The 21,178-nt window shown below is 65.4% G+C and carries 19 protein-coding genes; 10 read left to right on the top strand and 9 right to left on the bottom strand.

Going from position 1 to position 21,178, the window contains the following annotated elements:
• Window positions 1-59: 59 nt before the first annotated feature.
• The 3 genes from ACOVRJ_RS01425 to ACOVRJ_RS01415 all read left to right on the top strand — a co-directional run bounded on the left by ACOVRJ_RS01425 (window position 60) and on the right by ACOVRJ_RS01415 (window position 2,548).
• Window positions 60-1,601, top strand: a complete 1,542-nt coding sequence (locus ACOVRJ_RS01425) for a fumarate hydratase (RefSeq protein WP_422042124.1) — start codon at window positions 60-62, stop codon at window positions 1,599-1,601.
• Between the two features lies 1 nt (window position 1,602).
• Window positions 1,603-2,151, top strand: a complete 549-nt coding sequence (locus ACOVRJ_RS01420) for a cysteine hydrolase family protein (protein WP_422042123.1) — start codon at window positions 1,603-1,605, stop codon at window positions 2,149-2,151.
• A gap of 193 nt (window positions 2,152-2,344) precedes the next feature.
• On the top strand, window positions 2,345-2,548 hold the full coding sequence (locus ACOVRJ_RS01415) for a hypothetical protein (RefSeq protein ID WP_422042122.1): 204 nt from the start codon (window positions 2,345-2,347) through the stop codon (window positions 2,546-2,548).
• 4 nt (window positions 2,549-2,552) lie between these two features.
• On the opposite strand, the gene ACOVRJ_RS01410 is transcribed toward ACOVRJ_RS01415, so the two are convergent.
• Together ACOVRJ_RS01410 and ACOVRJ_RS01405 are read right to left on the bottom strand one after the other, a co-directional pair.
• On the bottom strand, window positions 2,553-3,881 hold the full coding sequence (locus tag ACOVRJ_RS01410; protein ID WP_422042121.1) for a mechanosensitive ion channel family protein: 1,329 nt from the start codon (window positions 3,879-3,881) through the stop codon (window positions 2,553-2,555).
• Window positions 3,882-3,950: 69 nt separating this feature from the next.
• On the bottom strand, window positions 3,951-4,886 hold the full coding sequence (locus ACOVRJ_RS01405; RefSeq protein ID WP_422042120.1) for a histone deacetylase family protein: 936 nt from the start codon (window positions 4,884-4,886) through the stop codon (window positions 3,951-3,953).
• 126 nt (window positions 4,887-5,012) lie between these two features.
• On the opposite strand from ACOVRJ_RS01405, the gene ACOVRJ_RS01400 reads away from it, so the two are divergent.
• Genes ACOVRJ_RS01400 through mltB form a run of 4 tightly spaced genes read left to right on the top strand, consistent with a single transcriptional unit; the run spans window position 5,013 to window position 10,225 of the window.
• Window positions 5,013-5,951: an AAA family ATPase gene (locus ACOVRJ_RS01400; protein ID WP_422042119.1), complete on the top strand. Its 939-nt coding sequence runs from the start codon at window positions 5,013-5,015 to the stop codon at window positions 5,949-5,951.
• A 12-nt stretch (window positions 5,952-5,963) separates the two neighbouring features.
• Window positions 5,964-6,950 carry a DUF58 domain-containing protein gene (locus ACOVRJ_RS01395; RefSeq protein WP_422042118.1) on the top strand — a complete coding sequence of 329 codons (987 nt, stop codon included), beginning with the start codon at window positions 5,964-5,966 and terminating at the stop codon, window positions 6,948-6,950.
• Window positions 6,950-9,034 (top strand): transglutaminaseTgpA domain-containing protein, encoded by a 2,085-nt coding sequence (locus ACOVRJ_RS01390; protein ID WP_422042117.1) that lies wholly within the window; start codon window positions 6,950-6,952, stop codon window positions 9,032-9,034. Before ACOVRJ_RS01395 ends, ACOVRJ_RS01390 begins: the two co-directional genes overlap by 1 nt.
• A 27-nt stretch (window positions 9,035-9,061) precedes the next feature.
• Entirely contained in the window at window positions 9,062-10,225 is a 1,164-nt protein-coding gene (mltB, locus tag ACOVRJ_RS01385) for a lytic murein transglycosylase B (protein ID WP_422042116.1), read from the top strand.
• Window positions 10,226-10,234: 9 nt separating this feature from the next.
• Here mltB and ACOVRJ_RS01380 read toward each other — a convergent pair whose 3' ends face one another.
• Complete coding sequence (locus ACOVRJ_RS01380; RefSeq protein WP_422042115.1) at window positions 10,235-12,805, bottom strand: DNA internalization-related competence protein ComEC/Rec2; 2,571 nt, start codon at window positions 12,803-12,805, stop codon at window positions 10,235-10,237.
• 180 nt (window positions 12,806-12,985) lie between these two features.
• On the opposite strand from ACOVRJ_RS01380, the gene ACOVRJ_RS01375 reads away from it, so the two are divergent.
• From ACOVRJ_RS01375 to ubiM, 3 genes are all read left to right on the top strand, one after another.
• A complete protein-coding gene (locus tag ACOVRJ_RS01375; RefSeq protein WP_422042114.1) occupies window positions 12,986-13,468 on the top strand; it encodes a RidA family protein in 483 nt (160 codons plus the stop codon).
• The gene (locus ACOVRJ_RS01370; RefSeq protein WP_422042113.1) at window positions 13,468-13,962 is read left to right on the top strand and encodes a disulfide bond formation protein B; all 495 of its coding nucleotides are present in this window, start codon (window positions 13,468-13,470) and stop codon (window positions 13,960-13,962) included. The genes ACOVRJ_RS01375 and ACOVRJ_RS01370 overlap by 1 nt, the downstream gene beginning before the upstream one ends.
• A 67-nt stretch (window positions 13,963-14,029) precedes the next feature.
• Window positions 14,030-15,277 carry a 5-demethoxyubiquinol-8 5-hydroxylase UbiM gene (gene ubiM / locus ACOVRJ_RS01365; protein ID WP_422042112.1) on the top strand — a complete coding sequence of 416 codons (1,248 nt, stop codon included), beginning with the start codon at window positions 14,030-14,032 and terminating at the stop codon, window positions 15,275-15,277.
• An 18-nt stretch (window positions 15,278-15,295) separates the two neighbouring features.
• Here ubiM and ACOVRJ_RS01360 read toward each other — a convergent pair whose 3' ends face one another.
• The 6 genes from ACOVRJ_RS01360 to ACOVRJ_RS01335 all read right to left on the bottom strand — a co-directional run bounded on the left by ACOVRJ_RS01360 (window position 15,296) and on the right by ACOVRJ_RS01335 (window position 21,167).
• Window positions 15,296-17,167, bottom strand: a complete 1,872-nt coding sequence (locus ACOVRJ_RS01360; protein WP_422042111.1) for a gamma-glutamyltransferase family protein — start codon at window positions 17,165-17,167, stop codon at window positions 15,296-15,298.
• A gap of 84 nt (window positions 17,168-17,251) precedes the next feature.
• On the bottom strand, window positions 17,252-18,355 hold the full coding sequence (locus tag ACOVRJ_RS01355; RefSeq protein ID WP_422042110.1) for an FAD:protein FMN transferase: 1,104 nt from the start codon (window positions 18,353-18,355) through the stop codon (window positions 17,252-17,254).
• Window positions 18,356-18,364: 9 nt separating this feature from the next.
• Window positions 18,365-19,222: a DUF4198 domain-containing protein gene (locus ACOVRJ_RS01350; protein WP_422042109.1), complete on the bottom strand. Its 858-nt coding sequence runs from the start codon at window positions 19,220-19,222 to the stop codon at window positions 18,365-18,367.
• 20 nt (window positions 19,223-19,242) lie between these two features.
• Entirely contained in the window at window positions 19,243-19,773 is a 531-nt protein-coding gene (locus tag ACOVRJ_RS01345; RefSeq protein WP_422042108.1) for a DUF2271 domain-containing protein, read from the bottom strand.
• A 9-nt stretch (window positions 19,774-19,782) separates the two neighbouring features.
• The gene (locus tag ACOVRJ_RS01340; protein ID WP_422042107.1) at window positions 19,783-20,487 is read right to left on the bottom strand and encodes a PepSY-associated TM helix domain-containing protein; all 705 of its coding nucleotides are present in this window, start codon (window positions 20,485-20,487) and stop codon (window positions 19,783-19,785) included.
• On the bottom strand, window positions 20,484-21,167 hold the full coding sequence (locus ACOVRJ_RS01335) for a Fe2+-dependent dioxygenase (protein ID WP_422042106.1): 684 nt from the start codon (window positions 21,165-21,167) through the stop codon (window positions 20,484-20,486). Before ACOVRJ_RS01335 ends, ACOVRJ_RS01340 begins: the two co-directional genes overlap by 4 nt.
• Between the last annotated feature and the right edge of the window lie 11 nt (window positions 21,168-21,178).

Genomic DNA, 21,178 nt, shown 5'->3' with positions numbered 1-21,178 from the left:
TTCAGTAAACTGGCGACACTTGATTTCGTTTTGAGCCCCAACCCCCGGGAACCGCCACCATGTCCACCTTGATCAAATACGCCGACCTTGTCGACAGTGTCGCCGCCGCACTGCAGTACATCAGCTACTACCACCCGGCCGACTACATCGCCCACTTGGCCCGTGCCTATGAGCGCGAGCAAAGCGCCGCTGCCAAGGACGCGATTGCGCAGATTCTCACCAACTCCAAGATGTGCGCCGAAGGCCGCCGCCCGATCTGCCAAGACACCGGCATCGTCAATGTCTTCCTGAAGGTCGGCATGAATGTGCGCTTCGCGGACTTCCCCGGCTCGCTGGAAGACGCCGTCAACGAAGGCGTGCGCCGCGCTTACAACAACGCCGACAACAAGCTGCGCGCCTCGGTGCTGAACGATCCGATCTTTGAGCGCAAGAACACCAAGGACAACACGCCGGCCGTGATCAGCGTGTCCATCGTGCCGGGCAACACCGTCGACGTGATGGTGGCCGCCAAGGGCGGTGGCTCCGAGAACAAGAGTAAGTTCGTGATGATGAATCCGAGCGACAACCTGGTTGACTGGGTGCTAAAGACGGTACCGCTGATGGGCGCTGGCTGGTGCCCGCCGGGCATGTTGGGCATCGGCGTCGGCGGCACGGCCGAGAAGGCCATGCTGATGGCCAAAGAGTCGCTGATGGAAGACATCGATATGTACGAGCTGCTGGACCGCGGCCCGCAAAACAAGCTCGAAGAACTGCGTATCGAGCTGTATGAAAAGGTCAATGCCCTGGGCATTGGCGCCCAAGGCCTGGGCGGCTTGACCACGGTGCTGGACATCAAGATCAAGACCTACCCGACCCACGCCGCCAGCAAGCCGGTGGCCATGATCCCGAACTGCGCCGCCACCCGCCACGGCCACTTTGTGCTGGACGGCTCGGGGCCTGCCTTCATGACCCCGCCCAGCCTGGACCTCTGGCCCGATGTGAAGTGGGCGCCCGACTACAACAAGAGCAAGCGCGTGGATCTGAACGCCTTGACCAAGGAAGAAGTCGCCAGTTGGAAGCCGGGCGACACCCTCTTGCTGAACGGCAAGATGCTGACCGGCCGCGACGCCGCTCACAAGCGCATCGCCGACATGCTGGCCAAGGGCGAAAAGCTGCCGGTGGACTTCACCAACCGCGTGATCTATTACGTCGGCCCGGTGGATCCGGTGCGCGATGAAGTGGTCGGCCCCGCCGGCCCCACCACCGCCACCCGCATGGACGGCTTCACCCGCATGATGCTGGAGAAGACCGGCCTGATCGCCATGGTCGGCAAGGCCGAGCGCGGCCCGGTCGCCATCGAAGCCATCAAGGACAACAAGAGCGCCTACCTGATGGCCGTGGGCGGCGCCGCCTATCTGGTCAGCAAGGCGATCAAGGCCGCGCCCGTGGTTGGCTTTGCCGATCTGGGCATGGAAGCGATCTATGAGTTCGACGTGGTCGACATGCCGGTGACCGTGGCGGTGGACGCCGGCGGCACCAGCGCCCACATCACCGGCCCGGCCGACTGGCAACAGCGCATCGCCAGCGGCGCTGGCAAATCGATCCCGGTCAAGGCAGTTTGAGATGAGCGAGTCGAACAAGACCGCATTGCTGATCATTGATGTGCAGCGCGGTCTGTTCGACACCGAGCCGCGCCCTTTTGAGGCTGACGCCGTGGTTCAGCGCATCAATGCGCTGGCCGATCGGGCGCGGGCGGTCGGTGCGCCGGTCATCTTCATCCAACACGAGCGTGAAGCCAGCGCCTTGCAGTACGGCAGCGAGGGCTGGCAGCTGGAGCGCGGCTTGAAGGTGCTGCCGCAAGACAGCGTGTCGCGCAAAACCACGCCCGACTCCTTTTTGCGCACCGACCTGCAGGACCTGCTGGAGCGCCAGCAGGTGCGGCATGTGGTGATTTGCGGTTATGCCAGTGAATTCTGCGTGGACACCACCACACGCCGCGCCGCTGCGCTGGGTTTCGAGGTCACGCTCGCGGCTGATGCCCACACCACCCATGACAAGGCCCATGCCACGGCCGCGCAGATCCGGACGCATCACAACGCCACCCTGCCCGGCATCACCAGCTTCCGGCCCAGCATCCGCGCGGAGCGCGCCGAGGCCATCGCATTCGCTTGACGGATGAAGGGCATGCCCGGGTTTGCCCGGCATGACCAAGGACACCCCCCGTTTTGAGCGGCTAGCGCCCTTGGCCTGAGGCGCCCACAATCGCCGCCTGGAAGGCGCAATGATCCGTTGGGCGCGACAAATACAGGACTTCGATACGAAGCCCGCCTTCCCGAATCAATGAAGACCGACCAGGGAGCGGGTAATGTGGATTTCTAAGTATTGGTACGAGAAGCTGCCGATGATTTACGCAGTCACGGCGCTGCTCTGCCTGTGGTCGCTGGGCCGGCCGGGCGCCTTCAGCGCCACGCTGTTCATGGCCGCAGCGGCGCTGACCTCCTGGTGGCGCTACAGCTACCGTTTCGAGCAGGGCGGCAAAACCAGCCGCTCCTCGTCCTCGCGCCGATAAGCGCTCAGGCTGGCGCTGCGCCGGCTTGGGCCTGCGGCCCCGCCCCCTGCAATGCCGGCAAAGGCCCTTGAGCCGCGGACTGATGCAAAACGCGCTGCGGGAAGGGAATCTCCACGCCCAAGCGATTCAGGCAGCGCCACAGCGCCAGATTCACTTCGGAGCGCACCCCGCCTTGGCCGTTGTGCGGGTCGTTGATCCAAAAGTTGATCGACAACTCCAAGCCGTCGGCGGCAAAGTTGTTCAAAAACACCGAAGGCGCGGGGTCCTGCAAGACGCGCGGCACCGCCTGCACGGTACTCACCAGTTCTGGGATCAAGACATCCAAGTCGGTACCGTAGGCCACCTGCACCACCGTGTTGATCAAGACCTGCGGGTCCGCCAGCGAGGAGTTCTCGACCCGCTGCGTCATCAACAACTCATTCGGCACGATGGATTCACGGCCATTGAGCGCGCGGATCACCGTGTAGCGGGTGGTGATGTCGCTGATGCGCCCTTCGAAGTTGTCGACCTTGACCATGTCCCCGATGCGCAGCGAACGCTCGGCCAGGATCACAAAGCCCGATACATAGTTGGCGGCCAGCTTTTGCAAGCCCAAGCCAATGCCCACGCCAACGGCGCCGCCCATCACGCCCAAGGCCGTCAGGTCAATGCCGGCCGCCGACAAGGCCACCAGCAAACCGACGAAGAGCAAGAGCACCCGCGCCGCATTGGCCGCAATCTTGCGCAAGGACAGGTCCATGACCGTGCCACGCATCAGCCGCGACTCCACCACCGAAGACAGCCACAAGACCAGCACCATCACGATCACGGCGCTGAAAGAGCCCTCCAGGATATTGCGCAGGCTGACGCGGCTGGCACCGAGTTTGAAGGTGACGGTCTCCATCTCTTCCAGCAACCAAGGCAGGATGCCGGTCACCCACAATATGGAACCGCCCCAGGCCAGCCACGACACGGTGCGTTCGATCAAACGCACCATGGCGGACTTGGGCATGGCCACCGTCAGCACCTGCACCGTCAAACGAATCATCACCAAAGAAAACAAGACCGGCAGCGCCAGCTTGAACACCGCCGGCGACACCCCGAAGCTGGGCAAGAGCTTGCGTGCCAACAAGGCCAGCAAGGCCGCCACAACCGGGAACAAAACCCCGTCCACCACCCGACGCCCGAACAGAATCGACTTCTCCTGGGTGGGGACCTGGCGATGAATCACCCGCACCACCAACCAAGACAGCGCCAAACAGGCCACCAAGACGGCCAAGCCCATCAAGGCAGCGGGCGAAACCAGCGCGGCCAGCAGCGCGCGAAGCTCAACAAATTCAAAAGGCTTGTTCATTCAATCCCAACAGTCAAAAGCAAAGCCGGGCACGCGCTGCCGCACAGCGGCATCGCCCCGACCAAAACATCAGATACCGGCCAGCACCCGCAGATGCACACCCACGCTGCGCGCCAGCGCATCCAGGTGGTAGCCGCCCTCCAGGCAGGAAACGATACGACCCTTGGCATGGCGCGCAGCCACATCCTTGATGCGCAGGGTCATCCACTCATAGTCGGCCTCGACCAAGCCCAACTGGCCTAAATCGTCATCACGGTGGGCATCAAAACCGGCGGAGATGAAAATCATCTCGGGCTTGAAGCGCTCCAGCGCGGGCATCCACATGGCCTCGATGATCTCGCGAATCTCCGGCCCCTTGGTATAGGCCGGAACAGGCACATTGACCATGTTCTCGCCCTTGGGCACCGCGCCGTTATACGGGTAGAGCGGATGCTGGAACAGGCTGACCATCAGCACCCGGTCGTCGCCGGCGATGATGTCTTCGGTGCCATTGCCGTGGTGGACATCAAAGTCGATGATGGCCACGCGTTTGAGGCCGCGGTCATCCAGGGCATGGCGCGCGGCCACCGCCACATTGTTGAAAAAACAAAAACCCATGCTCTGGTCGCGCGTGGCGTGGTGGCCGGGCGGGCGCACCGCGCAAAAAGCATTCTCGGCACCGCCGTCCAAGACCAGATCGGTGGCGCATACCGCCGCCCCCGCAGCCCGCAAAGCGGCGGCCCAGGTGTGGGGATTGGCCATGGTGTCGGGGTCCACTGCACGGCTTTCGCCGCTCTCGGCACAGCCCTTCAGCAACTCGCTGATCTCGGCCACATAACCGTGGGTGTGAGCGCGCTCAACCGCCGCCATCTCGACACGCGGCGCCTCATGCCGGTCCAGCGCCAGGTCGATGCCGGTGGCCAGCAACCAGTCCTCAATCGCGTCCAAGCGCTGCGGACATTCGGGGTGGCCGGGGCCCATATCGTGCCGGTGGCAGTCGGGGTGGCTGAAGTAGGCTGTAGACATAGTTCTTAGGGTCGGCAGGGTCAATGCAGCAAAGCCCCCACGCTGTCTCTCGTTCTTGATCAAATGCAATCAGACCGGCCTTTGTTTCAGCGATCGATCTGACCCGCATCACCCTAAGATGGACCTATGACGCCACATTCCACGCAGCAAATCTCGGCACAACTGACGGCTCTGCAACAGCAGGTTAGCACGATCATCAAGGGCAAACGTGCGCAGATCGCCGACTGCGTGGCCTGCCTGATCGCTGGCGGCCATCTCTTGATCGAAGACCTGCCCGGCGTGGGCAAAACCACGCTGGCCCATGCGCTGTCCATCTCCATGGGCCTGAAGTTCTCGCGCCTGCAGTTCACCTCCGATTTGATGCCCTCGGATCTGATCGGGGTGAGCATTTACGAGCGCGAACGCGGCGACTTTGTCTTCCACCCCGGCCCGGTGTTCGCCCAGGTCTTGCTGGCCGATGAGATCAACCGCGCTGGCCCGAAGTCTCAAAGCGCGCTGCTGGAGGCCATGGAAGAAAACCAGGTCAGTGTGGACGGGGTCAGCCACCCGCTGCCCCAGCCTTTTTTCGTCATCGCCACCCAAAACCCCAGCGAACAACTCGGCACTTATCCGCTGCCCGAGTCGCAGTTGGACCGGTTTTTGATGTGCATCTCGCTGGGCTACCCCGACCAAGCGGCCGAGCGCGAGTTGCTCAGCGGCCAAGACAGCCGCGCCGCCCTGCGTGAGTTGAAGCCGCTGATGGATCCCTCCGCTTTGCTGGCGGCTCAAGAGGCGGTGCGCGGCATCCATGCCTCGCCGGCGCTGCTGGACTATCTGCAAGCCCTGATCGCCGCCACCCGCTCCGGCCAATGGTTTGCCGAAGGCCTGAGCCCGCGCGCCGGCCTGGGCGTGCTGCGGGCAGCGCGGGCGCGCGCGCTGCTGGAAGGACGCGACTTTGTCTCGCCGGACGACATCCAAGCCATCCTGCCGCAAACCATCGCCCACCGGCTGCGACCCAAGGCCGGCGCCGGCCGCGGCCCGCGCGAGCAAGTGCGTGCCATGGTCGAAGCGATTCCCCTGCCCTGAAACTCAAACGCCATGGCCATCAAGGCATTGCAGACGCGCTGGCAAGCCTGGTGGGCCGCCCGGCACCCGCGCAGCGACACCCATCAGATGGGTCAGCGCAATATCTACATCCTGCCCAGCCGGCCCGGCCTGGCTTTTTGCGCCACCCTGCTCTTGCTCTTGCTGGCCTCGATCAACGATCAGCTCAGCCTGGGCTTTATGTTGACCTTTTTGCTGACCGGCGCCGGCCTGGCCTCGATGCACAGCACGCACGGCAATCTGCGCGGCCTCAGCCTCGATTTGAAGTCGCCCGCCGCGGTTTTCGCGGGCGACGATGTGCAACTGGAGCTGCGCCTGCACAACACCGGCTCCGCTCGTTTTGGCATAGGCGTGCATGTGATCGGTCAGCCGCAATCCGAAATCGCCTGGACCGATGTGCCGGCGCTGGGCCATGCGCTCTTGCAGGTGCGCTACCCCGCCGGCCAGCGCGGCCACCATGTCTTGCCGAGCTTGCAGATTGTCACCCGCTTCCCGCTGGGCCTGTTCCGGGCCTGGAGCATCTGGCGGCCGCTCAGCCAGGTCTGGGTCTATCCGCAGCCGGAGCAGCCCACACCGCCCTTCCCGCCCCAGTCGGCCGAAGCCGGCGAGGATGCTGACACCCACCCGGCCATTGCCAGCAGCGCACAACAAGGCCAAGACTTCGAAGGCGTACGCGCCTACCGGCGCGGCGACTCGATGCGCCAGGTGCTGTGGAAGAAAGCGGCGCTGAGTCTGGAGCAAGGCGGCAATTTGTGGGTGCGTGAGACCCAAGCCCCGGTGGCGCGCACCCTCTGTTTTGATCGACGCGACTGCACAGGTCTGACGGACGAGGCGCAGTTGTCACGCCTGTGTGCCTGGGTACTGGCGGCCGAGCAGATGCAAGTGCCTTACGGCCTGCGCATCGTCGGTCAGGAACTCCCAGCCGATCTGGGCAGCACACATCGCCAGCTGTGCCTGGAACAGCTGAGCCGGGTGGCCTGATGAAGATGACGCCACCAGCGGCCGCGCCGGGCCTGTTTTCCAAACTCAGTCGCGAAGGCCGCGACACGCTGTTCCTGCTCGCCACCATCGCCGCCATCGTGGCGCCGCATGGCGGCCATCTGCCGCTGTGGGCCAGCGCCATCACCGCCCTGATGCTGGCCTGGCGCGGCTGGCTGGCCTGGCACTCCGAGCCCCTGCCTGGGCGCTGGGTGCTGGTGGCCGTGCTCTTGATCAGCGCCGGCTTGACCTGGATCACCCACCGCACCCTGATCGGTCGGGAAGCGGGCATCACTCTCTTGGTGATGCTGATGGCTTTGAAGACGCTGGAGTTGCGCGCACGCCGCGACGCCTTCGTGGTCTTCTTTCTCGGCTTTTTCTTGGTGCTGACGAATTTTCTGTACTCACAGTCGCTGTTCACCGCACTCTGGACGCTGCTGAGCGTCTGGGCCTTGCTGAGCGCGGTGGTATTGGCGCAGATGCCGGTGGGCCAGCCCAGTCTGGCCCTGGCCGCCAAACAGGCGGCGCGCACCACCTTGTATGGCCTGCCGGTGATGGTGTTGCTGTTCGTGCTTTTCCCGCGCATCGGGCCGCTCTGGGGGGTGCCCGCCGATTCGATAGGCCGCACCGGCTTGTCGAATCGGCTGGATTTTGGCGCCATGTCCGAGATCGCCAATGACGACAGCATCGCCATGCGTCTGCGCTTTCAAGGTGCCCCGCCCGCGCCGCAGGCCCGCTATTTTCGCGGCCCGGTGTTGGCCCAGTTTGACGGCAAGACCTGGCGGCCCAGCCCGCTGCAATGGCCGGGCCGGCCCGATCCGCTGCAGACCGAGGGTGAGGCCTTGAGCTACGAGTTGACGCTGGAGCCGCTGCGCCTGAGCGTGATCCCGCTGCTGGAGATGAGCCCCGAGCCGGCCGGCACTGAGCGCGATCTGGAGGGGCTGACGATACGCCGCTCAGCCGAGCTCCAATGGAGCGCCGAACGTCCCATCACCGAACGGGTGCGCCTGACTGCGCGCGCCTACAGCCGCTACCGGCATGGCCCGAACCCCGCGCCCGGCCAAGCCGCCCTGGTGCTGCAGAACTACCTGGACCTGCCCGCCGGCTACAACCCACGCACCTTGGCCTGGGCGGCGGATCTGCGCCGCCAGCCCCAATTCGCTCAGTTGAATGAAAGCCAACTCACCCCCGCCCTGGCCCAGGCCGTGCTGCAACACATCGCCAGCGCCGACTTCACCTACACCCTGGCGCCGGGCCGTTATGGCGAAGACACCTTGCATCTGATCGACGAGTTCTGGTTCGACCGCCGGCTGGGTTTTTGCGAGCATTTTTCGGCCGCCTTTGTGGTGGTGATGCGAGCCATGGGGGTGCCGGCACGCATCGTCACCGGCTTCCAAGGCATGGACCCGCAGCCGCAAGACGATTTCTGGATCGTGCGCAACAGCAATGCCCACGCTTGGGCCGAGTACTGGACACCGCATCTGGGCTGGCAGCGGGCCGACCCCACGGCCGCGATTGCGCCGGATCGCATTCTGCAAGGCCTGGCCTTGCGACCCGCGCCCGGTGCTTTTGCCGGCGCCCTGGGTCAGATCAATCCGACGCTCTTGCTCACGCTGCGGCGCGCATGGGAAACGCTGGACAACCGCTGGCAGCAAAGCGTCTTGAATTACTCGCGCCAGAGCCAGTTTGATCTGCTCAAAACCATGGGTTTTGAATCGCCCGACTGGCAGCTCTTGGGCAAGGTCAGCGCGGTGCTGATCGGCCTGCTCGCCCTGCTCGGCGCAGCTTGGTCGGCTTGGCTGCAAAGGCCGCACGATGCCTGGAGCCGCCAACGCAGCCGCATCCTGAGCGAGCTGCACCGCTTGGGCGTCGCGGATGCCGCCCCTCACCAAGGGCCGGCGCAGTGGGCCCGCCTGCTAAGCCAAACGCACGGGAATGCCGCCGAACCCGCTGCGCGGCTGCTGCTCAGACTCGAACAGGCCCGCTACGCGCCTGACGCCGGTGAGGGCCTCAGTTACGCCGCCCGCAGACGCTGGTGGCGCGAGTTCCGCGCCGCAGGACGTATGCTGCGGCGCAAGATGCCCTAGATTTCCAGTGACGCTGTCCTCGTTTTGATGAAACCTACCCCTTTCTCGCTCCTCCAAGCCGCCCTCTTGAGCGTCAGTCTGCTGGCCGCACCCGCCGCGCTGGCTCAGTCCAACCCAGCCCAGCCCAGCCCCGGGGCAGCGAAAAGCACAGCGCAAAAAAAGCAGGCCAAGAGCCCAAAGAAACCGGCACCCGCCAAAAAGACGGCCAAGCCGAGTGCCGACAAGGCCGCCAAGCCTTTTGGCGAGCGCCCCGACCTGATGGCCTTTGCCGCCGCGCTGGCGGCCGAACAAGGCTGGGATACGCAAGAGTTGCAGTCGACGCTGGCTCAGGCGCGCAGCGTCCCGGCGGTGCAGCGCCTGATCATGCCCGCCGCGGTAGGCACCGCCAAAGACTGGGCCGCCTACCGAGCTCGCTTTATCGAGCCTCGCCGCCTGCAGGCCGGCTTGGCCTTTTGGGAGCAGTATGCGGCGCCCCTGGCACGCGCCGAGGACCGCTATGGTGTGCCGGCCGAGCTGATCGCCGGCCTGATCGGTGTGGAAACCTTCTACGGCCAAATCACCGGCGGCTTCCATGTCTTGGACGCCCTGAGCACCCTGGCCTTTGACTTCCCCAGCGGTCGCAGCGACCGCAGCGCCTTCTTTCGCAACGAGTTGGTCGAGTTCTTGAAGCTCTGTCGCCGTGAAGGCATGGATCCGCTGGCGGTCAAAGGGTCTTACGCCGGCGCCATCGGCTGGCCGCAGTTCATGCCCAGCAGCTGGAACCGCTATGCCATCGACTTTGATGGCGACGGCCATGTGGACCTGATGCGAAACGCCGAAGACGCGATTGGCAGCGTCGCCAACTACCTGGCCGCCTTCGGCTGGCAGCGCGGCATGCCCACGCATTACAGCGTCGCCCTGCCGGTGGAAACCTCGGCGCGCGCGCTGCTCTTGGCGCCCGATATCAAGCCGACTTTCAGCGTGGCCCAACTGCGTGAGGCCGGCGCTCAACCCTCGGAAGCCGCCCAAGAGCATGTCGGCCCGATGGCGGTGGTGGAACTGCAAAACGGCAGCGCCGCACCCAGCTACTGGCTGGGCACCGAGAATTTCTATGCGCTGACGCGCTACAACTGGTCCAGCTACTACGCCATGGCGGTGATCGACCTGGGGCGGACCCTGAAGACCATGCGGGGCATGCAGGCACCCAATTAAGGCGACCCACTAAGGCGGCCCCAGCTGCAAGGCCTCCGCCATTGGAACCTCCTGCGGCCCCTCCTCTGCAGCGGACAAGCCCTCCGGCCAGGGCCCCGTCATGCCGGGCGGCGCTGGGCTGGGGTGCACCGATCGCAGATGCCAAAAACGCTGGCCCTGTTCGCGCTGACATCGCTCCGTGCCCAGGCGACTCTGCCAGGTCCAGGCACCGCAGGCTGCTTGCTGGCGCACTTCAATCCCCTGCGCTTGGTAGCGCGCCAAGACGCTTGGCGCGGGATGGCCAAAACGGTTGCGGTAACCGGCCTGGACCAGCGCAAGTTGGGGCGCCACCGCGGCCAAGAAGGCCGTGCCGGAGGAGGTTTTGCTGCCGTGATGCGGCACCAACAGCACATCGCTATGAAGCGCGACCAAGCCTGCCGCTTGGGCCGAGACCAGGGCCTGCTCCTGGGGCGCCTCCAGATCGCCCGTCAATAAGACACTGCGCCCCTGGGCCGAAGTGATGCGCAGCACACAGGACATGGCATTGCTCTTTTGGCTCGCCGCTGGCTCGTAGAACTGCGCCGGCGGGTGCAGGATTTCAAAGTGCACGCCGTCCCAAACCCAGCGCTGGCCTTGCTCGCAGCGCAGCGATGGCGCGGGGCTTTCAAGCAGCAAGCGGTGCCCGGGCTCCAAAGAGCTGAGCAACTGCCGCACCGGCATGCCAGCCATCACGGCGCTTGCGCCCCCCACATGGTCGCTGTCGCGATGGCTGAGTACCAAGCTGTCCAAATGCTTGACGCCCAGTGCGCGCATCAGCGGCAAGAGCACGCGCTGGCCAGCATCGGAACCAGGCCCATAGGCCGGACCGGTGTCATACAGCAGTTGATGCTCGGCCGTGCGCAGCAAGACCGCCGTGCCTTGGCCGATGTCGGCCGCCAGGACCTCAAACTCGCCGGCCAAGGGGCGCTGCGGTGCAGGCCACAACATCGGCAGCAACAGGCCAAGCCCACACAAACGCAAACGCAGCGGTAGCGGCAAGACCAGCAGCCCGCCACCCGCCAGGCCCAGGATCTGCGCCCAAACAGGCGCGGCGGCGACGTACCAGACCGCCCCGGGCCAAGCCGCCAGCAATTGCAAGCTGAACATCAAGCCATTCACCGCCACTTCCGCCAGCCACCAAAGACCCGGCAGCACGGCGCCGAGCAGGGCCAGCGGGGTGATCACAAAGCTGACCAGTGGGATGGCAAAGAGATTGGCCAGCAAGCCCACCAAGGAGATCTGCTGAAAGAACAACAAGCTCAGGGGCGCCAGCCCGATCGAGGCCACCCATTGACTGTGCAAGCCCTGTGCCACGCGAGCTTTCCACCCGGTTGCCGAGGGCTTGTGTGCTTCACCTTCCCCGGTCGCCATCAACAAAGCCACCGCCGCAAAGGACAGCCAAAAGCCCGCCTGACCCAGGGCCCAGGGATCAAGCACCGTGACCACCAGCGCCGCAGCCAGCAAGCACAAAGGCCACGGCCAGCGCACGCCCAGACTGCGCAGCAGCGCCAGGCTGATCAGCAGCCAGACCGTGCGCTGTGCTGGCACACCCCAGCCTGAAAACAAGGCATAGGCCAGAGCGGCCGACACGCCGGCCCAACGCGCCGCATGTGGCGCGGGCCAGCGCAGGCAAAGCCAGGCACTGCGCCGCCACAAGGCCGCCACCAGGGCCTGAGTCAGCCACGCGAACATGGTCACATGCAGACCACTGACACTGAGCAAATGGCTGACCCCGGTATTGCGAAACAAGGCCCAATCGCCGCTGGAAATCGCGGCCTGATCCCCGAGACTGAGGGCGGCCAAAACGCCGGCGACGGACGGATCGGCCACCTGACGCTGCAGGGCTTCGCGCAAACGCTGGCGCCACCAGTCCACGCCCCAGCCGGACGTTTCGGTCAAGCGCCGAGGCGGCGGGGCCGACGCGGTGTCGCGCACCACCCCGGTGGCCCTCAGTCCTTGTTCAAACAACCAATACTCGGCATCGAAGCCATGCGGATTCATCAAGCCATGCGGTCGCTTGAGCCGAACCGTGAACTGCCACTGCTCGCCCGCCCGCAAGGGCGGCGGCGTCGCCTGCTCACCATACCAAGACAAGGCTAAACGCCCGGGTAGCAATGCTCGTAGATCCTTCGAGCTTTCAGTGTCTGAGGCCTCCTGAACCGCCTGCACTTCAAACTCAAAGCGCCAGCCGGGCAGGCCCGTGATGCCCTGAACCTGCTGGGGCAAGGAGGCCACCAGGCCGCGCACGCGCAGATCTCGCCCCTCCCATGCCGGCGGCAGCTGCTCGCTCAAGCGCAGTTCGGCACGCCAGGCCGCTTGCGCGAAAGCCAGCAGCGCCAGGACCAGGCCCAAGGCAAGGCTAGGCCCCCAGCCACTGCCGCGTCGGCGCATCACCCACCAGACGCCCACGGAAATCGCCAACAACAGCAGCAATACGACCCACTCGCTCGCATCGGGCAAGCGCTCGCAGCCCTGCAGCAGACCAAGACCCAGCAGCCAGGCACAGGCCAGCAGGACCCAATGCCCCAAGCCTTGCTCCGCGCCCAGCCTGCCGCTGCTCATGACCGCGCTCCCTGCACAAATGCCGCGCTCCAAAGCCCGCTTGCCCAGCGGCCCAGTCCTTTGCCCGGTGTAGGATGCGCGCCACCCGATCGTAGCGATTCGATGGCTGCGATTCGAGCCCTATTCAACACAGGCCTGGCCACTCGTGGGCCGCCAGCCTTCACGCGAAAGTCGTCCATCATGAGCAGCACCAGCACCTCCCCCGTTTACGCCAAGCTTCAGTCCCTGGGCATTGAACTGCCGCCGCTGGCCGTGCCGGTGGCCGCCTATGTGCCTTTTGTCCGCAGCGGCAACCAGATCTTCATCTCCGGCCACCTCGCCAAGAAGGACGGCAAAGTCTGGGTGGGCCAACTCGGCCGTGATACCGACACCGCCACCGGCAAGGCCGCCGCACGCGCCATCGCCATCGATCTGATGGGCACCCTGCACGCCGCCACCGGCGATCTGGGCAAGATCAAGCGCATCGTCAAGCTGATGAGCCTGGTCAACAGCACCTCAGACTTCAACGAGCAGCACTTGGTCACCAATGGTGCTTCCGAGTTGTTCGCCGAGGTCTTCGGCCCCGAGGTCGGCGCCCATGCGCGCAGCGCTTTTGGTGTGGCACAGATCCCGATGGGCGCTTGCGTTGAAATCGACCTGATCGTGGAACTGGTGGCCGACTGATGTTCCTCAAGCCCTCGAAGTTCCCGGGCCAAGCCCTGGCCTTGATCAGCCTGGGCAGCCTGGCCGCCTTGGGCGCGGCACTGATCGCCCAGCATCAGTTCGGCATTCGTCCCTGCGCTTGGTGCGTCATGCAACGTGGCGTGTTCCTGCTGATCGCTGCCGTGGCCGGCCTGGCCTGGTTGGTCCGCGGCAATCGCCTGCTGCGCAGCCTGGGCCTGCTCTTGGTGCTGGCCTTGGCGGTGGCGGGTGTGGCGGCGGCGGGCTTTCAGCATGAAGTGGCCAACAAGCTGGCCTCGTGCGACCTGACCCTGGCCGACCGCATCGTCAGCGGCCTGGATCTGGAAACGCTGTGGCCCTCGGTCTTCATGGTCACCGCCACCTGCGCCGACGCGGCCCAGTACCGACTCTTGGGTCTGGGCTACGAGATCTGGAGCGGCCTGCTCTATCTGGCCATCGCGGTGCTGGCCTTCTTGGCCTTAAGAACGCGTCGCTGACTCAGATCAAGCCTCTGGAGCCTCAGTCCCGCTAGGCTGGCGGGATTGAGCTTCACGAGTGCTTTGCATGACCTCTTGTTCCCCCGAGCATCCCCCAAAGCGCGCCGATGTGCTGATCGTCGGTGCCGGCCCCGCCGGCCTGAGCATGGCTTGCGGGCTGGCCGATGCCGGCATCAAAAGCTGCGTGCTGGAAGCCGCGGCGCTGAGCGCCTTGGCCGAGCCCGCAGAAGATGGCCGCGAGATCGCCCTGACCCACGCCGGCATGGCCGTCTTGCAAAAGCTCGGCCAATGGCAAGACCTGCCCCCCAGCGAAATCGCCCCGCTCAAGCGTGCCCATGTCTTCAACGGCGAGGGCCGCGACTATCTGGGCTTTGATGCCGAAGGCTCGGGCCGCGAGCAACTCGGCAGCTTGGTGGCCAACCACTGGCTGCGCCGGGTGGCTTACCAAGGCGCGCTCCAACGCGCTGACTGGATCACCCTGCGCGCCGACACCCGCGTCAGCCAGCTGACGCTGAACTCAGACGCCGCGCATCTGACCCTGGCCGATGGCGAGCGCCTGAGCGCGCCGCTGGTGATTGCCGCCGACAGTCGCTTCTCCGCCACCCGACGCCAGGCAGGCATTGGCGCGCAAATGCGCGACTTTGGCCGCAGCGTGCTGGTCTGCCGATTGCGCCACAGCCAGCCCAATCAGGGCATTGCGCTGGAGTGCTTTCACTACGGCCACACCCTGGCCCTGCTGCCACTGAACGGCGATTGCAGCTCCCTGGTGCTGACCCTGCCGGCCGATCGCGCCAGCGCCATGATGCAGTGGGGCGAAGAGCAATTCATGGCCTGGGTACGCACCGAGGTGCGCGGCAGGCTGGGCGACTTGAGTTTGGCCAGCAGCCGCCACCTCTACCCCTTGGTCGCCACTTATGCCCACCGTTTCGCCAGCGCGCACTTTGCCCTGATTGGCGACGCTGCCGTGGGCATGCATCCGGTCACGGCGCATGGCTACAACTTTGGGCTTTACGGTGTGGACACCCTGACTCAGCTCTTGGCCAGCGCCCACCGAGCCGGCCAAGATCTCGGCGACGCAGCGCTGCTGGAGCGTTATGCCAGCGCACACCGGCGCAAGACTTGGGCCATCTATCAAGGCACCAATGCGGTGGTGCAGCTGTTCACCGACGACCGCCCGGCCGCCCGCCTGCTGCGCCGCGGTGTGCTGCAAATGGCGCAGCACCTGCCGCCACTCAAGAGCGCCATCACCGCGCAACTGACCGGGCGCCAACCCGCCTTGCTGCGCCAGCTTCAAAGCTTGGTTCAGCAGCGCTGAAGCACAAGAATCAGGGCGTCACTCGCCCTTGACCACACCCTCGCGACGCGGGTCGGCCGCGCCCAACCAGCCGCTACTCTTCTTTTGACCGGGCGCGCCCAAATCACGGCGCTGAATGCCGTGCAGACCGCTGGTCAGGTCGCGCTCCAGCACCTCGTGGCCCAAAGCGCGCAGGCCGGCCGCGGTGCTGGCTGGGAACAGATCTTTCTCCAGCAGCGTCGGGCCATTGAAAGCGCCGAAATTGGGCAGCGAAAAGGCTTGCTGCAAGTCCATGCCCCAGTCATGGCTGGCGATCAAACTCTTGGCGACAAAGTGAATGATGGCCGAGCCGCCCGGCGCGCCCAGCGTCATCAAGAGCCGGCCATCGCGCCGGTCAAACACCAGGGTCGGCGACATGCTGGAGCGCGGCCGCTTGCCGGGCTCCAGGCGATTCGCCACCGGCCGACCCGCCGCGTCGCGCGGGTTCAAAGCGAAGTCGGTCAGTTGGTTGTTCAGCATGAAGCCACCGGCCAAGCCGGTGCCGCCATCGCTCATGATGCGGGCGCCGAACACCGATTCGATGGTGGTCGTCAGCGACACCGCGCGACCTTGGGCATCGATCACGCTCAGATGGCTGGTGCCGTACTCCGGCTGTGCGCCTTGCGGCGCATAGCTGAGGCGCAGCGGACCGGGTTGGCCCGCCTTGGCGGGGCCACTGCTGCGCTCGCCGATCAGGCCGGCGCGCTCCCGCAGATAGTCGGGCGCCAGCAGGCTGCGCCAGTCCCCGGCCGGTGCGGCCACAAAGTCTGGGTCGGCAATGTATTGCGCCCGATCGGCATAGGCCAGATTGGCGGCCTGGGCATAACGATTCAGCCAGGCGGTATTGGGAATGCCGGCTTCAAGCGATTGGGCTCGGTCTTGCTGCGGCAGCAGGCCCAGAATCTGCATCACGGTCAGATGGCCGCTAGAAGGTGGAGGAAAGCCGCAGATGCGCCAAGTGTCGCGCCAATCGGTACACATCGCCTCGCGCGCCTTGGGGCGGTAGGCGGCCAAATCGGCCTCGCTCAAAAGGCCGGGGTTGCCGGCATGGCCGCGCACCCGCCGCACGATATCGGCCGCCACCGGGCCACGCATGAAGGCCTCGGCGCCGCCGGCGGCAACCTGGCGCAAGACCTGCGCCAAGGCCGGGTTGCGCAGCCGGGTGCCGATCGGCAGCGGCTGACCATCGGCACCAAAGAAGTACTTGCCGGCCACGGGGTCACGGGCCAGATGGGAGTCGCCCTTCAGCATGGCATGCATGCGAGGGCTCAACTCAAAGCCTTGTTCACACAGGCGGATGGTGGGCTCAAACAGCCGCGCCCAGGGCAGCACGCCATGCTGGCGATGGGCCTGCTCCAACATCGGCAACAAGCCCGGCGTGCCGACCGAGCGGCCGCCGACCACCGACTGCAGATAGTTCATCGGCTTGCCGTCGGGCAGCAAAAAGAGCTTTTCGTCCGCAGCGGCAGGCGCCGTCTCACGGCCGTCCAAGGCCTGCACTTTCTGCCCGTCCCAGTGCATCAAAAAGGCGCCGCCGCCGATGCCGCTGGACTGCGGCTCCACCAGGGTCAGCGCCAGTTGGGTGGCAATGGCGGCGTCGAGTGCGCTGCCGCCGGCCTTGAGGATTTCATAACCGGCCTCGGCCGCCAAAGGGTGAGCTGCGGCCACGGCAAAGCGCTCCACCGCCCAACCGGGCTTTTGATGCCAGCCGCTCGGCCCCTCGGGCTGCACCGGAATCGCGGCGGCTCGCGTCGCTGCGGCGCTGTCCGTTGCGCTGGGCTGCGTTTGGCAGGCCGTCAGTTGCAGGGTCAGCAGCAGAGTCAGCAAAGCCAGCCCCAGCGGTTTGAGAGGAGGTGCGGCAGAAATGGACATGTCGAGGCGCCAGAAGTTGGAGGCTCGAGAATCCTAGACCCAGTCGCGGGCTGGGGCACTCCGCTGGACTACGTAGTCAGCCCATCAATCGCACACCATGGCGCGCAAGGCCGGACTTTGCACCTCACGCCAATGCGGCTCGCCGTGATGCGGATGCTCCCAGCTGGGGCCTTCTTCGCGGATCACAAACAAGGCCGCCAGGCCCTGTTGCGTGGCCAGGGCCGGCCCGGCCTGCGGGCCCAGCACCAGCAAGGCCGTCGCCCAGGCGTCGGCCAGGCAACAGCTGCTGTGCACCACGCTGACGCTGGCCAAGCCATGGGCGACCGGCGCGCGCCGGCGCGGGTCCAGCGTGTGCGAGCGACGCTGGCCCTGGACATCGACGTAGCTGCGGCGATAGTCCCCCGAGGTGGCCACCGACAAACCATGCAAGGCCAGCACCGACTCAGGCAGACCCCAGGAGTCCGGCACGCTTTCCAGCTGAACCCACCAAGGTTGGCCGTCCAGCTTGCGGCCACAGCCGCGCAACTCCCCGCCCACCTCGACCAAGTGATGCGGTAGGCCGCAGGCCAGCAAAAAGGCCGAGAGGCGGTCCACCGCATAGCCCTTGGCGATGCCGCAGAAGTCCAGCTCCAGCTCGCCCGGCTGCCACAACTCGCGGCTGGCCTCGCGCAGGGTCAGGTCTTGCCAGCTTAAAGCTTGACCCAGACGCTCGCCCCAGGCGGGCTCTTCAGGCTCCACAAAACCGGGCTCGTCATGGCGCTTGCCGGCGCCGAAGCCCCAGGCGCGCACCAGCGCCGCCGCCGTCGGATCAAAAGCGCCGCCACTGGCGCGCGCCACTTGCAGCGCATGGCCCAGCACCTCCCAGGTGCTTTGCGACAAATTCAGCCAGGCGCCCGAGGACGTGCGCGCAAAACGATTCAGATCGGACTCGGTCTCCCAGGGGCTCATGCGCGCCACCACCTCGGCCAAGCCGTCTTCCAAACCGGCTTGCACAGCTTGGGTGCCCAAACCGCGCGGGCCGTAGAACTTGACGCACCAGCTGGTGCCCATGCTGCGGCCCTGCAGCTGGTAAAGCTCTTCACCCAACAAGGGGCCGGCGGGGTCGATGTCGCGCGGCATCAGCACGCAGCGCGGCGGGCAGGCGGCCTGCGTAGCCGCTTGGGCCGCCTTGGAATTCAAAGTCTGCACGGGAACGCCTTACTTCGGCAAGGCCTCAAAAGTGGCGCTGTAGCGGTAACGCTTGGCCGGCTGCGCCGCCTTGTCGCCCTCAGCCTTGACGGCAGCCAACTCATGGCCCAGGCCCAGCCAGTAGCGGCCGGCCTCCGGCCAGGTGATGCGCAGCTCGCCATTGGCATCGGTCTTGAAGCTCATCTCGCCGAGCTTGTAGCGGTAGCGGCTGCCGCCGCGCAGCACGGTCACATCAGCACCGGCCAGCGGCTTGCCGTCGGCCAGTACCCGCAGATGCACGCTGTCGCCGTCGCTCAGATCGGTCACCGGGCTCAGGGCCTGCAACTCCAGGCCTTGGCTTTGGCGGGCAAAAGGCGGCAGCGTGGCGCGCTCTTTGCTGACAAAGGTCTCGCTGCGCATCACAGTCTGCGTCACTTGCAGCTCTTGGGCCTCGGCCGGGATTTGCGCGGCCATATCGGCCGGCTTACCGCGCCAGCGCTTGGTTTCGCCGCCCAGCTTGTAGCTGGCAAAGGCGCCTTCGGCGCTATTGCTGATGCGGTAGCTGCCGCTTTGCTCCAGCTTGATGTCGATGCTATTGCGATGACGGGCGCTGTTGGTGGCCTCGGGCGCGATGGCCTTGCCGTCCGGCGCCAAGATCAAGACCGTGCCCAGTTGCTGCGCATGCTCGAACTCAAACAACTCCTCGGAGGCCACCGCGTCCACCGTCACCACGGCGGGGCGGCTGGCCGCGTTGCCGGCGGAGCTGATATGCGCGGTTTGCGGCAGCAGCCAAGTACGGTGCGCTTGGGCCGGGGCCAGCGCTGCCACGCCGAGGCCCAGACCCACGGCCCAGGCGCTCATGCTCAGCTTGTTTTTCATCATGCTCATGGAATGTTATCCGTCGAAATTCAGGGTTTGAACTGCAGAGCCAAGGCGCCCAACTCATGCTCGCCTTGAGCGCTCACTTGGTTTGGCGCCTTCGGCGGCCACTGCAGGGCCATACGCTGCACCTCACGGCCACCGCCTTCGCGCGAGGCCTCCACCACCACCTCGTACTTGCCGGCCGGCAACTTGGCGACCTGCTTGCTCAGATTGAGCTTGTGCTCGCCCACCGCGCGGGTGGCGCCGCTGACGCCGTCCATGGGCATGCTCAGATCGCGCCCGCCCTTGCGCCACCACTGGCGCAAATCGGGCAGCCACTTGATGCCGGCGTTATTGGCTTTTTTCTGGTCGTACAAGACGGCCAAGGGAATCGCCTCGCCCGCTTTTTCTGAGTTCTCGAGCCAGACCGCCACATAGGGTCGGTGGTACTCGGCCACATTCAGGCGCGGGATCTCCAAGATCAGCTGCAAATCAGCCGCCCAAGCCGAGCTCAGCGGCAAAACCAAGCCCGCTGCGCCAAGCAGCAGACCTTGAGAAAAATTCGTATGTGTTTTCATGGCTTCACTTCAGTGAACAAAAACCATCAGCAACAGGGCCGGCAAGACCAGACCCGCCGCCACCAGTGGCCAAACGCTGCGGCGTTTGGCGGCATGCATCTTCAGAATCAACAAACCCGTGATGGCAAAGACCAGACAGGCCAGGCCAAACAGGTCAATAAACCAACTCCACACCGGCCCGGTGTGGCGGCCCTTGTGCAAGTCGTTCAGATAGGCAATCGCTCCTCGGTCGCTGCGCTCAAACTCGACCGCACCGTCCGGCAAAGCGATTCGCAACCAAGCGTCGCCGCCGGCGCGCGGCATCGGCAGATAGACCTCGTCCGTCGACCATTCGGCCGCCACACCGTCCAGCTTGAAGCCCCATTGCTCGCGCAACCACTGGCGGCTGGCCTGCGGCAGCTCGGCGCGGCGCTCTGCCGGCTTGTGCTTCAGCAGTTCTTGCAGCAGCGGCTCGGGCAGCTGACCTTGGCCGCTTTGCACGCTGGGCTTGGACTCAAACAAGCCCGCGTTGTTCAGCGTCACCCCGGTCACGCTGAACATCAGCAAGGCCACCAGGCTGATGGCCGAGCTGACCCAGTGCCACAGATGCAAGCTCTTCAGATAAGCGGCCTGGCTCTTCTTCTTGGCTTTGTCAGCCTGTTGAAGATCTTGTGCCGACGGCGCCGGATTCGGCGTCGCCACGTCCGCCACCCGGGTGCTCAGTCCGCTGCTCATAGCTCCGCCCATTGACGCAAAAGGTTGTGATAGTGGCCACTCAAGGCCACGGCCTCCTCGATCTCGCCGTAGCGGCCGCGCAGGCTTTGGATGGACTGATCCAGCTCGTAAAGCATGGCGCGGCGAGCGTCGTCGCGGATCATGCTCTGCGTCCAGAAAAAGGCCGCCACCCGCTCGCCCTCGCTGACCGGCAAGACCTGGTGCAAGCTGGTGGACGGGTACAGCACCAAGTCACCGGCTGGCAGCTTGACCTCGTGGAGGCCATAGGTGTCCTTGACCTCCAGCTCACCGCCCTGGTACTCGTCGGGCTCCGACAGGAACAAGGTGGTGGAGACATCGCTGCGCAGCAGTTGCGTGCTGCCCAGCTGGTTCATCACCGCCCCGTCCACATGCAGGCCGTAATGGCCGCCGCCGGCATAGCGATTGAACAAAGGCGACAGGGTGCGCAGCGGCAGCGCCGCCGAGAAGAACTGCGGATGCGCGGCCAGCTTTTGCTGGATGCGCTGGCCCAACTCCTGCGCCAGGGCAGAGCCCGGACGCAGCTGCTGGTTGCGCTTGACCTGCGCGCCTTGTTGGCCCACGGTCACGCGGCCATCCACCCACTCGCCCTCAGCGGCGAGGCGTTGGCGGAACTCGCCCACCTCGGCCTTGCTGAGAACGCCCTCGATATGCAGCAACATCTGGACCCTGC

The organism is Roseateles sp. (assembly GCF_049240545.1).
GTDB lineage: Bacteria > Pseudomonadota > Gammaproteobacteria > Burkholderiales > Burkholderiaceae_C > Paucibacter_A.
The sequence above is the reverse complement of the archived record's forward strand: the minus strand, read 5'-3'. Positions and strand labels throughout refer to the sequence as shown.

Coding starts and splice junctions, on each gene's coding strand:
- ACOVRJ_RS01425 (WP_422042124.1), top strand. CDS start 60: ATGTCCACCTTGATCAAATACGCCGACCTTGTCGACAGTGTCGCCGCC.
- ACOVRJ_RS01420 (WP_422042123.1), top strand. CDS start 1,603: ATGAGCGAGTCGAACAAGACCGCATTGCTGATCATTGATGTGCAGCGC.
- ACOVRJ_RS01415 (WP_422042122.1), top strand. CDS start 2,345: ATGTGGATTTCTAAGTATTGGTACGAGAAGCTGCCGATGATTTACGCA.
- ACOVRJ_RS01410 (WP_422042121.1), bottom strand. CDS start 3,881: ATGAACAAGCCTTTTGAATTTGTTGAGCTTCGCGCGCTGCTGGCCGCG.
- ACOVRJ_RS01405 (WP_422042120.1), bottom strand. CDS start 4,886: ATGTCTACAGCCTACTTCAGCCACCCCGACTGCCACCGGCACGATATG.
- ACOVRJ_RS01400 (WP_422042119.1), top strand. CDS start 5,013: ATGACGCCACATTCCACGCAGCAAATCTCGGCACAACTGACGGCTCTG.
- ACOVRJ_RS01395 (WP_422042118.1), top strand. CDS start 5,964: ATGGCCATCAAGGCATTGCAGACGCGCTGGCAAGCCTGGTGGGCCGCC.
- ACOVRJ_RS01390 (WP_422042117.1), top strand. CDS start 6,950: ATGAAGATGACGCCACCAGCGGCCGCGCCGGGCCTGTTTTCCAAACTC.
- mltB (WP_422042116.1), top strand. CDS start 9,062: ATGAAACCTACCCCTTTCTCGCTCCTCCAAGCCGCCCTCTTGAGCGTC.
- ACOVRJ_RS01380 (WP_422042115.1), bottom strand. CDS start 12,805: ATGAGCAGCGGCAGGCTGGGCGCGGAGCAAGGCTTGGGGCATTGGGTC.
- ACOVRJ_RS01375 (WP_422042114.1), top strand. CDS start 12,986: ATGAGCAGCACCAGCACCTCCCCCGTTTACGCCAAGCTTCAGTCCCTG.
- ACOVRJ_RS01370 (WP_422042113.1), top strand. CDS start 13,468: ATGTTCCTCAAGCCCTCGAAGTTCCCGGGCCAAGCCCTGGCCTTGATC.
- ubiM (WP_422042112.1), top strand. CDS start 14,030: ATGACCTCTTGTTCCCCCGAGCATCCCCCAAAGCGCGCCGATGTGCTG.
- ACOVRJ_RS01360 (WP_422042111.1), bottom strand. CDS start 17,167: ATGTCCATTTCTGCCGCACCTCCTCTCAAACCGCTGGGGCTGGCTTTG.
- ACOVRJ_RS01350 (WP_422042109.1), bottom strand. CDS start 19,222: ATGAGCATGATGAAAAACAAGCTGAGCATGAGCGCCTGGGCCGTGGGT.
- ACOVRJ_RS01345 (WP_422042108.1), bottom strand. CDS start 19,773: ATGAAAACACATACGAATTTTTCTCAAGGTCTGCTGCTTGGCGCAGCG.
- ACOVRJ_RS01340 (WP_422042107.1), bottom strand. CDS start 20,487: ATGAGCAGCGGACTGAGCACCCGGGTGGCGGACGTGGCGACGCCGAAT.
- ACOVRJ_RS01335 (WP_422042106.1), bottom strand. CDS start 21,167: ATGTTGCTGCATATCGAGGGCGTTCTCAGCAAGGCCGAGGTGGGCGAG.